Origin of the sequence: Nocardia sp. NPDC051756, from assembly GCF_040681495.1 — a bacterium.
Classification (GTDB): Bacteria; Actinomycetota; Actinomycetes; order Mycobacteriales; family Mycobacteriaceae; genus Nocardia.
Genome location: NZ_JBFAYV010000007.1, coordinates 391,929 through 405,406, shown reverse-complemented (window position 1 = coordinate 405,406; position 13,478 = coordinate 391,929). Strand labels below are relative to the sequence as shown.

General features: G+C 67.4%; 10 protein-coding genes. 3 read left to right on the top strand and 7 right to left on the bottom strand.

The features are described 5' to 3' along the window. Nucleotides 1–64 precede the first annotated feature (64 nt). From AB0M22_RS32010 to AB0M22_RS31990, 5 genes are all read right to left on the bottom strand, one after another. On the bottom strand, nt 65–4,312 hold the full coding sequence (locus AB0M22_RS32010; RefSeq protein WP_364734839.1) for a MupA/Atu3671 family FMN-dependent luciferase-like monooxygenase: 4,248 nt from the start codon (nt 4,310–4,312) through the stop codon (nt 65–67). Nucleotides 4,313–4,462: 150 nt separating this feature from the next. Beyond that, nucleotides 4,463–5,932 carry a wax ester/triacylglycerol synthase family O-acyltransferase gene (locus AB0M22_RS32005; protein WP_364734837.1) on the bottom strand — a complete coding sequence of 490 codons (1,470 nt, stop codon included), beginning with the start codon at nt 5,930–5,932 and terminating at the stop codon, nt 4,463–4,465. Between the two features lie 103 nt (nt 5,933–6,035). Then, complete coding sequence (locus AB0M22_RS32000) at nt 6,036–7,400, bottom strand: DUF5933 domain-containing protein (RefSeq protein ID WP_364734835.1); 1,365 nt, start codon at nt 7,398–7,400, stop codon at nt 6,036–6,038. A gap of 84 nt (nt 7,401–7,484) precedes the next feature. Next, nucleotides 7,485–7,622, bottom strand: a complete 138-nt coding sequence (locus AB0M22_RS31995) for a hypothetical protein (RefSeq protein ID WP_364734833.1) — start codon at nt 7,620–7,622, stop codon at nt 7,485–7,487. A gap of 84 nt (nt 7,623–7,706) precedes the next feature. Continuing rightward, nucleotides 7,707–9,227: a catalase gene (locus AB0M22_RS31990; RefSeq protein WP_364734831.1), complete on the bottom strand. Its 1,521-nt coding sequence runs from the start codon at nt 9,225–9,227 to the stop codon at nt 7,707–7,709. Nucleotides 9,228–9,479: 252 nt separating this feature from the next. On the opposite strand from AB0M22_RS31990, the gene AB0M22_RS31985 reads away from it, so the two are divergent. Together AB0M22_RS31985 and AB0M22_RS31980 are read left to right on the top strand one after the other, a co-directional pair. Beyond that, nucleotides 9,480–9,992: a hypothetical protein gene (locus AB0M22_RS31985; RefSeq protein WP_364734829.1), complete on the top strand. Its 513-nt coding sequence runs from the start codon at nt 9,480–9,482 to the stop codon at nt 9,990–9,992. A gap of 56 nt (nt 9,993–10,048) precedes the next feature. Next, nucleotides 10,049–10,273, top strand: a complete 225-nt coding sequence (locus tag AB0M22_RS31980) for a CDGSH iron-sulfur domain-containing protein (RefSeq protein WP_364734827.1) — start codon at nt 10,049–10,051, stop codon at nt 10,271–10,273. On the opposite strand, the gene AB0M22_RS31975 is transcribed toward AB0M22_RS31980, so the two are convergent. Both AB0M22_RS31975 and AB0M22_RS31970 read right to left on the bottom strand, forming a co-directional pair. Beyond that, nucleotides 10,229–11,278, bottom strand: a complete 1,050-nt coding sequence (locus AB0M22_RS31975) for an iron-containing redox enzyme family protein (protein ID WP_364734825.1) — start codon at nt 11,276–11,278, stop codon at nt 10,229–10,231. The two genes, AB0M22_RS31980 and AB0M22_RS31975, sit on opposite strands and share 45 nt — an antisense overlap. Before the next feature lie 103 nt (nt 11,279–11,381). Continuing rightward, on the bottom strand, nt 11,382–12,140 hold the full coding sequence (locus tag AB0M22_RS31970; protein WP_364734823.1) for a DeoR/GlpR family DNA-binding transcription regulator: 759 nt from the start codon (nt 12,138–12,140) through the stop codon (nt 11,382–11,384). Between the two features lie 74 nt (nt 12,141–12,214). On the opposite strand from AB0M22_RS31970, the gene AB0M22_RS31965 reads away from it, so the two are divergent. Further along, on the top strand, nt 12,215–13,423 hold the full coding sequence (locus tag AB0M22_RS31965; RefSeq protein WP_364734821.1) for an MFS transporter: 1,209 nt from the start codon (nt 12,215–12,217) through the stop codon (nt 13,421–13,423). Nucleotides 13,424–13,478: the final 55 nt, after the last annotated feature.

Sequence of the window (13,478 nt, the reverse complement as noted above, 5' to 3'; positions counted from 1 at the left end):
CCTAGGGGCGCGTCGGTAATCGTGATGACCATGCCCGATGGATCCGCCCCTATTGCCGCCGACTTCAGTCGCCGATGACCTGCAATTCGCGGCCGACCTTTGCGAACACCGCCAGTGCTTTGTCGAGGTGGTGGTACTCGTGCACGGCGGTGACCGTGGTGCGGATCATCGCGCGATCGGCGGGCACCGCGGGGGCGAGTACGCAGTTGCCGTAAACGCCTTCGTCCAGGAGGTGTTTGGCGAATCGGAGGCAGCGGAGTTCGTCGCCGATGCGCACCGGGACGATGGTCGTGCGGGATGTTCCGGTGTCGAAGCCCAACTCGGACAGGCCCTTCCGCCAGTACGCGGAGAGTTCGCGGAGCTTGGTCATGCGGGCGGGTTCGGTTTCGAGGATGTCGAGGGCAGCGGCCGCGGCGGCCACCGCCGGTGGCGGTATCGAGGCCGAGAACAGTTGGGCGCGACCGTAATACCGCACCCAGTCCATCAGGTCGTGCGGGCCGGCCAGCCAGCCGCCGACCGAGGCCAGGCTCTTGGAGAAGGTTCCGGTGAGGATGTCCGCGGCGCCGATCAGGCCGAGTTCTTCCTCGACGCCGCGGCCGGTCGCGCCGATCATCCCCAGACCGTGCGCGTCATCGACCGCGAGCGGCACACCGTGGCGGTCGCACACCTCCCGGACCTCGGCCAGGCGAGCGATATCGCCGGACATCGAGTACACGCCGTCGACCATCACCATGGCGGGCTGCCCGCCAAGCTCGGTGCGCAGCCTGCGGTCGAGATCGGCGATGTCGTTGTGCCGGAACTGGATCAGCCGGCAGCCGCCGATGGCGGCGCCGTCGTAGATGGAGGCGTGGCATTCCTCGTCGACCAGCAGCACGGTGCCCTCGCCCATGAAGGCCGACAGGAAGCCGAGATTCGCTTGATAGCCGGTGGTGAACAGCAGTGCGTCGGGTCGGCCGAGGAAGCGCGCGAGTTCGCGTTCGAGTTCGCCGTGCGCGGGCGTGGATCCGTTCATCAACCGGGAACCGGTGACGCTCGGGCCGTCTTTCCACGCGGCGGCCGCTGTCGCCTCGCGGACCCGGGTGTCCGCGGTGAGGCCGAGATAGTTGTTGGAGCCCAGCATGATCAGCTCGCGCCCCGCGTAACGGCAAGTGGCACCGTCGGAGTCGCTGAGGTCCGGGTAGAACGGCAGCAGATCGGCCTCGCGCAATCGGCGGGCGAGGTCGAAATCGCGGGCCTTGGCGAGGACGCCGCCGCTGTTGCGGTGCGCCAGTACGTGCCGGTTGCGGATGGATGCGCCGAGGTCTTGCGGTTCGGGTGCAGGGGTCGGTTCGATCGTCGGCCGGCTCGGAGTCGCGGTGCCGGGCCAGCGGTTTCGCAGGTCGGCGAGATGACGCAGTCCACCGAGCACGCGTGCCTGGTCGACGCCGAAATCGACGAGGCAGGCGATTTCGGCGACGCCCACCGCAGCCAGCTGATCGATCAGCTCGGCGGCACGTTCGGGGGTGCCGAGCAGCGCGCTGGTGTGGAAGTAGCGGGCGAAGGCGTAGTCCAGGACACGATCCTGCTCTGCGTCGCTCAGATTGGCGAGCGGTTCCGCGCCGCGCCGCCACAGGTCGACCGAGTCGCGCAGATAGCTCTTGAACGGTTTCTCCACCACCTGCCGGACCGTCTGCTCGTCCGGGTCGAGGAAGGTGTGCAGCATGAGCGTGACCTGCCCGGTCTGCGGATCGTGGCCATGTGCCGCACGGGCTTTGCGGTACGCCTCGATCTTGGTGCGCAGCTCGTCGATGTCCTGGAACAGCAGCGCCGTCAGCACATTGGCGCCGAGTTCACCGGCCTGCTCGAACCGGCCGATCCCGCCGCTACAGGTGATCCACAGCGGCAGTTCGGGTTGGACCGCCGGCGGAAACGTGCGCACCTCGATCTGCTCGCCCTTGCCGTTCGGCAGGCTGATCGATTCACGCCGCCACAACCGCCGGACCTTGTCCGCGCCGGACAGCATCACCTGCTCGCGGTCGGTGTAATCCGCTGCGGCCAAGACGAAGTCGTCCGGATTCCAGCCCGTCGCGAACGCGATGTCGACGCGACCACCGGACAGGTTGTCGATGACCGACCAATCCTCGGCGACGCGCACCGGATCATGCAGCGGCAGCACGACACTGCCCGCTCGAATGCGTATCCGCTCGGTTGTGCGCGCCAGGACACCGCCGAGCACCGCCGGGTTCGGGAACAATCCGCCGAACCGGTGAAAATGCCGCTCGGGCAGCCAGACCGCGTGGAAGTCGTGCTTGTCGGCGAATTCGGCGCAGTCGAGGAACAGGCCGTAGCGGTTCGGGTTGTCCGGCTCCGCATCGCTGGCGAAGAAGAACAGGCTGAAATCGACCGGGGCAGTGGATGTTCCGACAGGGACCGCCTTCGAACTCTGCTGTCTCGAAACCTTGCTGTGCCCAGCGATATCGGCCGCCAAGTCGACCATCGTGAGCCCCTCGAACAGCCTCTCGGCCGAGACCGAGTAGCCGAACTCGCGCTCGACGTAGACACCGAACTCGCTGGCCTTCACCGAATCCAAACCGAGCGTGGTCATCGGCTTCTCGACGTCCAGGGTCGCGGGCTCGACACCCGTCTGGCTCGCCAGCCAGTAGGTGAGCCGATCGAGCACCGAAGGAGTTGCGGATTCGGCGTTCTCGGACAGGAACATGTCTCTGGCCTTCAACCGCTGCACCTTGCCGCTGGTCGTCCGCGGCAACTGGCCGGGGGAGAGGAACCCGACGCGGTGCGTGTCGAGCCCGTACGACTGCGAGATCGTTTGCCGGATAGAGGTTTCCAGCTCATCGAGCGACACATCCAACTTGCTCGCGTCGACTTCCAGCAGCACCGCGAGCGCCTCGGTCCCGTCGACATCGCACCCGACCGCCGCGCACCGCCCCCGCCGCAACGCCGGATGCTGCGTCTCGATGGACCACTCGATGTCCTGCGGCGCGATATTGCGCCCCCGGATGATGATCAGCTCCTTCACCCGCCCGGTCACGAAAAGCTCGTCGCCGCGCAGGAATCCGAGATCGCCCGTGCGCAGATAGGTCACCGGATCGCCGGGCAGCTCGGCGTGGAACGTCTCCTCGGTCTCGTCCGGCTTGCCCCAATATCCACCGGCGACACTCGGCCCGGTCAACCAGATCTCGCCGATCTCGCCGTTGTCCAGCCGGGTATGCCCCGCCAGATCCACGATGATCGCGCTACCGCCCGACACCACGCCGCAGCTGACCACATCCCGCCCGGACATCTGCGTCGACCGCACGCCCGCACCACGCGCGGTCACGCTGACGAACAACGTCGATTCCGCCAATCCGTAACCAGGAATCATGCTGCTCGGCCGGAACCCAGCCGGCCCGAAGTGGTCGGAAAAGCGTTGCAGCGCCCGCAGATTGATCGGCTCGGCGGCGACGAACGCGACCTCCCACCGGCTCAGATCCAAGGTCGCGGCAGCATCGGGCGACACCCGCCGGACGCTGTAGTCGTAGCAGACATTCGGCCCACCACTCGTCGTCCCGCCGTGTTCGGCGATGGCCCGCAACCACGTGAGCGGATCCCGGATGAACGCCTCCGGCGACATCAACACCACCGGAAAGCCCGCATACAGCGGCTCCAGCAACCCACCGATCAGGCCCATGTCATGGTGCGCGGGCAACCAAATGACGCCCTTGCTCTCCGGCGTATGCCCGAACGCGTCCTCGATGACGCCGAGATTGTGCGTCAGATTCGACTGACTCACCATCACCCCGCGCGGCGCGCGCGTAGATCCGGACGTGTACTGCAAGAACGCAACTCCGTCGGGATCCGTCGCCAGCGGCTCGCACGCCTGCCCCGTCGGTTCATCACTGCTGAGCCAGGCCAGCCGAGCCAACGGCGGATACTCCGCACTCGCGCCCCGCAACTGCGCCACCGCCGCCCGCGGCGCCAGAATCGCCGACGCCGCACAGTCCAACGCCAATGCCGCGAACGCCGACATATCCGAAAAAGCCGCCCCGGGTTGATGATTGGCCACCGGCACCGGAATCCGACCCGCGATCATGCACCCGAAGAACGACGTCAGAAAATCCGGCCCGAACACCGAGGGAACCAACACCCGATCGCCAGGCGCGCCGACACTGCCCACCTTCGCCGCGATATCGGCCGCCGCCGCATACACCTCGCGATAGCTGAGCGTCGTTTCCCCACCGTCATCGGACAGATACGTATAAGCCGCTCGGTCCGGCGTTTCCGCCGCCCGGTCGCCCAGAATCCGCACCAGCGTCGTCCCACGTGCTCCGGCCACAGCGTCTCCAACCCCGCAACCGTGGGCATAGGCGGCGCACCGGCTAGCGGAGCACAGATCTCACGATCACTCGACTCGACTCAGCATTCACGACCAGTGAACGTGCCCGCCCGCACCCCGACAAGCCCACAGAATATCGGGCACCAGCGCTCAGGCTTCCTCGCGGCGGATCGGGGTGACCGGGGCCAGGTTCGGCTGATCGGCGCCGCGGAGCAGGGTGTGCAGTTCGGTGACGAGGTGGCCGGCGATGTCGTCGATGTCGGGGACCAGTTCGCGGCAGCCGAGCAGGCCGAAGTGCAGGCGGCCGCCGGAGCTGCTGACGGTGATGTTGAGGCCCTGGCCGTCCATCACGACCGAAAGCGGGTAGTTGGCAACCATTTTCGCGCCGGCGAGATAGACGTCGACGTTCGGTCCGGGGACGTTGGAGATGACGAGGTTGAAGGGTGGGATGCGATGCGGGAGGCCCATGGCGAAGGCGACGCGGGCCGCGCGGGCGACCAGTGCCGGGGGAGCGAAGTCGGTGACATTCTCGATGAGCCCCGGCGGGATCGCTGCCTGCTGGGCCTTGGCGATCTTCGTTGCCCGATGCACGGCGGTGAGCCGCGCGATGGGATCGTCGAGGTGCGTGGGCAGGGAGGCCAGCATCGCCGAGACCTTGTTGCCGAGTGCCGATTTGCTGCCTTCGTCGCGCACCGAGACCGGGATCATCGAGACCAGCGGCACCGCGGGCAGCGCGTCGTGATCGATCAGCCACCGCCGCAACGCCCCGGCGGACATCGCCATCACCACATCGTTGACCGACATGCCGAAGGCGTTCTTCACCGTCTTCACCTCGGCGAGATCGACACTGCGGAAGGCGAACCGGCGGTGCGGGGTGATCTCCCGGTTGAACGGCGTCTTCGGCGCGAGCCCGACCGCGCTGGCGATCACCGCGCCGTCGTCGTGTTCGCGGCCGAGAATCGCACCGACATAGGGCGTTACGTAACTGCCGACGAGCGGCAACGAGCGGCCGAGATCCCCGGCGATCCGCGCGGCCTGTAACGGGCTGCTCGCCAACGACACCGCGGCCCGCGCGAGCATCGATCGTTTGCTCGGCTTCGGCTCCGCCGGGAAAGTCGTTGCGGGAAGCACCCTTCGGCCCTCCGGCGTGAGATCGAGCAGGATCGTCATCAGCTCGGCGCCCGAAACCCCGTCGATCGCCGCGTGATGCATCTTGGTGTACACCGCGAGCCGCCCCTCGGCGAGCCCGGAGATGAGATACGCCTCCCACAGCGGCCTGCGCCGATCCAGCGGCCGCGCGTGCAACCGGCTGACCTGTTCGGTCAGCTGCGCGTCCGAACCCGGTGCGGGCAGCGAGATCTCGCGCACGTGGTATTCGATGTCGAAGTTCTCGTCATCCATCCAATACGGCTGATCGAGCCCGAGCGGGACATATCTCAGCCGTTGATGCAGCAATGGAATCAACGGCACCCGCTCGCTGAGCAGCCCGGTCAGCGCGGCCAGGTCGAGCACGGTGGGCGATTCGCTCGGATCGACCACGCACAACCCGCCGACGTGCCCGGTGGAGTTGTGCGTCTCGAGCGACAAGAACGCGGCGTCGAGGCCGGAGAGCTGCTTCATCGTTGATCCTCTGTTGCTGCTGAGGATCTGAGCATCGCACCTCCGGTCCGCGCAGTCTCCGAAACGAACTCCTTGGTCGGGAGGCGGCGCGAACCGGGGTCGTCTAGTGCGCGATCCGGTCGTCGAGCGGGACCGGTTCGGCCGCCACGTGCTGCGGGCGGGTCGGGGCGAACCAGGTCAGATAGAACGTCGTCGCCAGCGCGGCGAGCAAGCCGAGCAGGCCGACGCCGGACACGAGCGGATGGTCGGCGATCGTCTGCGCGAGGTAGCGAACGGACAGCAAGGTGGTCGCGAAGGTGACGACGCCAAGGGCGACCACGCGGATGCGGTAGTGATCCCAGCCGCGGTCCGGATCGCGCAGCGCGGATTCCACGGTCAGGCACAAGGCCGCGCCCGCGATCAGATCGACGCCGTAGTGCGCGCCGAGACCGAGCGTCGCGATCAGGGTGCAGACCAGCCAGAACGCGCCACCCACCCGCAGCCACAGCGGCCCGCGGCGGGAGTGGATGAACAGCGACAACGCCCACGCGGTGTGCAGCGACGGCATGCAGTTGCGCGGGGTTATGCCGTCGAACGGCATCGGGTCGAGGGAGAACGGCAGCGGCGGAACGATATTCGGCCAGACATCGGCGATCTCCAGGCCGTGCCCCTGCGGCCCGAAGGCGAGCACCGGCCCGACGACCGGGAAGACCACGTACCAGAGCGGGCCGATCAGACCGAGCGCCAGAAACGTGCGCACCAGATGGTGTCGCGGCCACGGACCGGTGGTCACCCCGCGCAGCTGCCACACGGCGACCACGATGGCCGCGACCGGCAGCTCGAAATACACCCAGCGCACCACGCCCAGCGGCACCGGCCCGGCGATGTCCAGGACGTGCCCGACGAACCAGGACGGATTGCCGAGCGCGTGATCGGCCAGCTGCGCGTACGGATCGAGGACCTTCGGGCAGGCCCACGCGGTGATATCCAGCCAGATCTCGCCGACCTTCGTCGCGAGGATCAGCAGCGCACCGAAAGTGATGGCGCGCAGCGCCGTTCGACGGCGCTCGCCGGACCAGCGCCACGCGGCGATCACCGCGAGCGCGGTGAGCACGATGGTCGGGCCGTTGCCGACGGTGAACAACCTGCCCTCGATCGCCCGGATCACCACGAAGACCACATCGATCGCGATGGCCGCGGCGAGCGCGGTGATCCGGACGCGGGTGGTCAGGCCGACGAGCGCGAGCAGGAAGCCGGCCCACGAGGTGGTCGCGGACTTGGGCCTGCCGACGTAATCGCGAACCAGGCTGGTCAGCGGGCCGAGCGCGTGGATGTGCGCGGCGATGAGTTCGCCCGCGACGAGCACGAGCACCGCGGCGGCGAGGCCGGCCCAGATCGCCGCCGGTCGGACGCGACGTTCCTGGAGCCGCTCAGCACCCGTTTGTTCGGCGGGTGGGGGCGGACTTCCCGGTGCGTCGTGAATAAGCATTCGGACATCGTAAACACGATGTGAACACGACCATGCGGCCCGGTGAACCCGCGCCGCTCGGATGCACGTGCAACCCTCTCGGCCTCATAGCATCAGGACCAGCGCGGAGATGAGGCCGAGCGTCGCTGTCGCGGTGGCGCCGACCGAGTTGATGATCACTACCGCGGCGGTGGCGAACACGTGCGGCAGAGACTCGAGCCGGGCTGTCGTTCTCGCAGTCATGGCCCCCGTGCTACCCGGCGATATCGGGCTCAAACGGGACAACCGCAGGGCAAGCCGTGGCTTGCCCTGCGGTTGCCGGAATTGTCAGGCTTTGTCTTGTGCGGAGGAACGGGCGGGGTTCGCCTGCTTCTCCGCCTTCGGATCGAGCTCGTTCTGCTTGGCCTGCACGCCCGCTTCGATGCGGTCGCCGAGACCCTTGTCGACATTGCGCCAGTATTCGAACGCCCGGCTCAGGACCGGCGGCGTCACACCGTTGAGCAGATGCCCGACGATGTTGTCGACCAACCGATCTCGCGCCGCGTCGTCGAGCACGTCGCGGACCATCGTCGTGGCCTGGCTCCAGTCGTCGTCCTCGGCCCGCAATGTGTAAGCGGTGCGGACCATTTCACCGTCGGTGTGCCAGCCCACCGGCGGCCCGGACACCGAGGGATCCGCGTGCGGCCCGCCCTTCGAGTTGGGCACGTACACCGGGTCGCCCGGATTGTGGTGGCGCATCGCGCCGTCCTTCGAGTAGGACCGCGCGGTGGTCGCGTGCGCCGAATTGACCGGCAGCTCTTTGTAATTGACGCCGATCCGGTAGCGGTGCGCGTCCGGGTAGGAGAACCAGCGGCCGAGCAGCATCTTGTCCGGGCTCGGGCCGGTGCCGGGCACCGCGTTGCTCGGTTCGAACGCGGACTGCTCGATCTCGGTGTGGTAGTCGGCGGGGTTGCGATTCAAGGTCATCTTGCCGACCTCGATGAGCGGATAGTCGCCGTGCGGCCACACCTTGGTGAGGTCGAAGGGGTTGTAGCGGTAGGTCTTCGCGTCGTCGAACGGCATGATCTGCATGTGCAGCGTCCAGGTCGGGAAGTTGCCGCCGTCGATCGCCTCCCACAGGTCGCGGGTGTGGTAATCGGTGTCCATCGAGGCCATCTGGTCACCCTCGTCCTGGGTGAAGAACTCGATGCCCTGGTCGGTCTTGAAGTGGTATTTGACCCAGAATCGTTCGCCCGCGGCGTTGTACCAGAGGTAGGTGTGGCTGGAATAGCCGTTCATGTGCCGCCAGGTGCGCGGAATGCCGCGATCACCCATCAGCCAGGTCACCTGGTGCGCGGATTCCGGTGACAGCGTCCAGAAGTCCCACTGCATGTCGTGATCGCGCAGGTTGTTGTCGGCGCGGCGTTTCTGCGAGCGGATGAAGTCCTGGAACTTCATCGGATCGCGGACGAAGAACACCGGGGTGTTGTTGCCGACCATGTCGAAGTTGCCCTGCTCGGTATAGAACTTCAGCGCGAACCCGCGCGGATCGCGCCAGGTGTCCGGGCTGCCACGCTCGCCCGCCACGGTCGAGAACCGGGCGAGCAGCTCCGTCTTCTTGCCGGGTTGGAAGACATCGGCCCTGGTGTAGGCGCTGACATCGTGGGTCACCTCGAAGGTGCCGAACGCGCCGCCGCCCTTGGCGTGCGGCTGGCGCTCGGGCACCCGCTCGCGGTTGAATGCCGCCATCTTCTCGATCAGATACGCGTCATTGAGCAGAATCGGGCCGTCGGGGCCTACCGTCAGCGAATGTTCGTCACTGGGCACCGGGATTCCGGCGTCATCGGTGGTGTAGTTCGGATCAGACATGTCTCTCCTCTTCTACCAGCGGTAAGGAGCGCCCTGCGGCGAGCCGGTCGGAATGCGCCGACGACGGCGGGTGGCTGTGCCCGTCCGTCTCGGTTATCCGGTCGACTTCCCAGGTGCCTGAAGGTCAAACGTATCGCGTGGCGCTGGTTCCGTGGCTGAAACGGTCGATGGCCTGCCCGATCGCCGGCCCGATGTGATCCGCGTATGACTATCCTGACCTGGTTCAAGGCTTGATGATCAAGGTGGGTAGATATGCGGAGTAGGGACATTGAGCTGGCGGCTCGATGGTGGCAGTGGGCCATGGCGATTCCCACCGCCAGGAATCCGGTCAGCGATGAGACCGGGAAGTTCGCGGCCGAGGGGCAGCCTGCCGACGTCTGGTTCCTGGCCGGGACGTTCGGCGGCAAGGTCACCCGGAAGTGTTCCGTGCCGCACGGGCGGTCGATCTTCTTCCCGGCCTTCAATATCCTCCAGCGGGCCTCGCTGTTCGGCCGGCGCGTGCCGGAGGTGCCCACGGCGAGCGGGCACGCGGAGCTGAACGGCGTCACCTTGCCGCTGCGCGAGGTCGCCAACCGCAGCCCGTTTCTCATCGACGCGGATCCGGACGGTCCGTTCGGACCACCCGGGCGCTACCGGGCCAATGCCTGGGGCCTGTGGTGCAGCCTGGACGAGCTCAGCCGCGGCGACTACATCCTCACCCTCGGCGGCGAGTACGAGCCCGGCGGTTTCTGGACCGAGGTCACCTACGACCTCGAGGTCGTGTGAGGTAGTCGCCGGTTTCGTGGCCCGCCACCGGGTATCCGGAGCGCAGGAGGTACGACATGCCTGCACACCTGGAGCCCGCGGACGACGCCGTCGACCGGCGCCGGATCACGTTCGAGGCGGACGGTCCCGCGCTCGTCGAGGGTCCGGTCGAGTTGGTGCGCCCGGACGGGTCCGTGGTGTGTTCGGACCGGTTCCTCGTCGCGCTGTGTATGTGCCGGCGCAGCAAGAACTTTCCGCTATGCGACACCAGTCATCGGAAGCGGTCCCGGCGTACGGATTGAGTCCAGCAACGAGCTGTCGCCCAGCCGCCAGCTGCCGAGCACGTGGTCGGTGAACCGGTCCTCCAGCAGGTTCGTCACCTGGATGCCGAAGACGACCGACTCGGTGAGCGCGGGTTCGCGGGCGAGCAGACCGCCGATGACGTCGTGCCGCATGACCTGTTCGTGCACGGCGTCGGCCTCGACGTGTTCGGTGTAGAACAGCCGGCATTCGGGCGGGGCGCCGAGCTTGTCGAGCGCGGCCACCATGCGGCGCGCGGCCGGTGACGAGGTGATCTCCGCGGTGGCCAACTGACCGACCAGGGCGCCGCGCAGATCACGGTGTAAACCGAACAGCGACATCATGTTCACCAGGGCGAGCATCGGCGCGGGCACCACGTCGAGGTAGTGCAGATAACCGTCGTCCAAGCCGGCGGCGGCGAGCAGTTCGGCGTACAGGCGCGCGTGTACTCGTTCACCGCGGCCGCCGCCGAACTCGTCGTATTCGACCGCGACCAGCGACGCCTTCTCCTGCCCGAACAGGCGCGGAATCACCCAGGCGTGCGGATCGCCTTCTTTGTGGTGATAGATCGAGCGCTGCACGAAGTACTCGCGCAGGTGCCACCACTCGCCTTCGTCGTGCAGGTACCGCGCGATGTCGTTCGGTTCGAGCGGCTCGATCAGCAACTCCGCCAACGTGTGCGCGATGTCGTCGCCGCCCTTGACGTCGCTGTGCAGGGCGCGGCGGAACGCCAGCTCCAGATTTCCGCGGAACCGGAGCAGTTCCGGATCCCACTCCCAGCCGGGGTGGACCGCTTCGAAGCCGTGGTAGTGCAGTTCATAGCAGGTGTGCAGAGCGAGTTGCAGGTCGTCGCCGTACGGATCGGCGGAACCTGTCTCGGGAAACCGGGTCCGGGTGGACGGTGCCGTCCGCAGGATGTCGGTGACCGCGGCGGACAGCTCGCCGCGGGGTCGCGGGAGGACGATCGAGGATCCGGTCGTGACGGGCGGTGCGCTGGATGGGGTCATTGGTGATCACGCTCCCTTCCGTCGCCGCATACCCAGTGCCCGGGCAGCCAATCCACGGTGCGGTGCTGTTCACAGCGACACTCCGGGTCGGCGTCTTACCTGCTCACACCCGTCGCACGAGGACGCCCGCGGCTTCGAGCGCGGCGGTGTCGTCGGGCGCGGCCGACTCGTCGGTGACGATCGCGTGCAGGGCGGCGGCCGGCGCGACGAAAGCGAGTGCGGTATGGGAGAGTTTCGCGGCCTCGGTGACGACGATGACCCGGCGGGACGCGGCGATCGCGGCGCGTTTGACGGCGGCATCGTCGAGGTCGTAGGCGGTGAGCCCCTCGGTGGCGTCGAGTCCGCAGCAGCCGAGGATCGCGGTGTCGAAACGCAGTGCGGCCAGCGAGGCGAGGGTCAATGGCCCGGTCAGTGCGAGTTCGCCGCGGCGAGGTGTGCCGCCGGGGACGAGCAGGGTCAGCTGCGGTGCGCCGGTGAGGACGTTCACCGCGTGCAGAGACAGGGGGAGCACGGTCAGGCGGCGATGTTCGAGGACGCGGGCCACCTCGAGGCAGGTGGTGCCGCTGTCCAGGACGACCGACTCGCCGTCGGCGATCAGCGCGGCGACCTCGATGGCGATGCGGCGCTTGGTTTCCAGTCCCTCGCCGGCCCGCAGTGCGAAGGGTGGTTCGTCGCCGCGCAGCAGGAGGGTGCGCGCGCCGCCGCGATAACGCTCGAGGACGCCCTGACCGGCCAGGGTTTCGAGGTCGCGGCGGATGGTCATCTCCGAGGCGCCGGTGCGTTCGGCCAGTTCGGCTACGCCGATCTCGCCCGCTTCGCGGACGGCATCGGTGATCTGCTTCAGTCGGTCTGCGCTCGCCACACCCGCAATGGAACATCCTTCATGTTCGAAAGTCAATGTTTCGAACAGCAATCCTGTCCGTTATGTTCGTAAGCATGCAGGGATCATTGCGGGCCGCTCGGCTGGCCACGTTCGTCTTCTTCGCGTTGAACGGCTTTCTGATCGGGATGTGGGTCGTCCACATTCCGGTGGTCGAGCGACGGGCCGGGATCGGTCACCCGGCGCTCGGGTGGTTGTTGCTGCTGCTCGGCGCGGGTGCGTTCGTCGGCATGCGGTTGGTGGGGCCGCTCGCGGATCGGTTCGGTGCGCGCATCGTGGTGCCGATCAGTGCGGCGTTGTGTGCGGCCGCGGTGGTTCTGCCTGGCCTGTCCGCGAACATCTGGGCGTTGGGTGTGTCGCTGCTCGTGCTCGGGTTCGGCAACGGGTGCCTGGACGTTGCGATGAATGCGCATGCGGTGCAGGTCGAACATGGTTATCAGCGGTCGGTCATGTCCGCGTTCCATGCCACCTATTCGCTCGGCGGTGTCCTTGCCGCGCTGGTCGGCGCTCGCACGCTCAGCTGGGGTTGGAGCCCGGCGGCCGCGCTCGGTATGGCGGCGTTGCTCGGTCTCGTCTGCGCAGTGGTTGCCGGGCCTGCGTTGCTGCGACCCGAAAGTCCGAGCCTCACTGAGGGTTTCGAGACTTCAGTGCGGCGGACGACGCCGCGGCGGATCTGGTTGCTGGCCGGTCTCGCACTGCTGCTGATGTTGTGTGAGGGTGTGGCGAACGACTGGAGTGCGCTGCATCTGCGTGATGTGCTCGACGCGCCGGCCGCCACGGCAGCCTTGGCGTACGGCGCTTTTGCCACCGCGATGACCGTCGGCAGGCTGCTCGCCGACCGCGTTGCAACCCGCTTCGGGCCGGTGGCGATCCTCCGCTACGGAGCCGGGGTGGCGGCGCTCGGATTGATGATCGCCGCGCTGTCACCGTGGATTCCGTTGGCGCTGTTCGGCTGGACCGTGTTCGGCGCCGGGTTGTCCGGCTGTGTCCCGCAATTGTTCAGTGCCGCAGGGCATGCGGATCGAAATGCCGCGGGCGCCAACGTCGCTCGGGTCGCCGGGCTTGGTTACCTCGGTGTGCTCGCCGGGCCCGCCATCATCGGGCCGCTGACCCACCTCGCTCCGCTGAATGTCGTCCTGCTGCTGCCGGTCGCGTTCTGCGTGGTCGCCGCCGGCGCGGCCAACGTGCTACGCCCCCAGCCTGCTTCGGCGATGTCGACCCCGCAATCGGACTCTGCCGATGACCGTGGTGCGCTACGGTCGTGACCATCGCTGTTATCTGTTACGTGTGGTGACTGATTCTCGCTCGGCCACAACGACC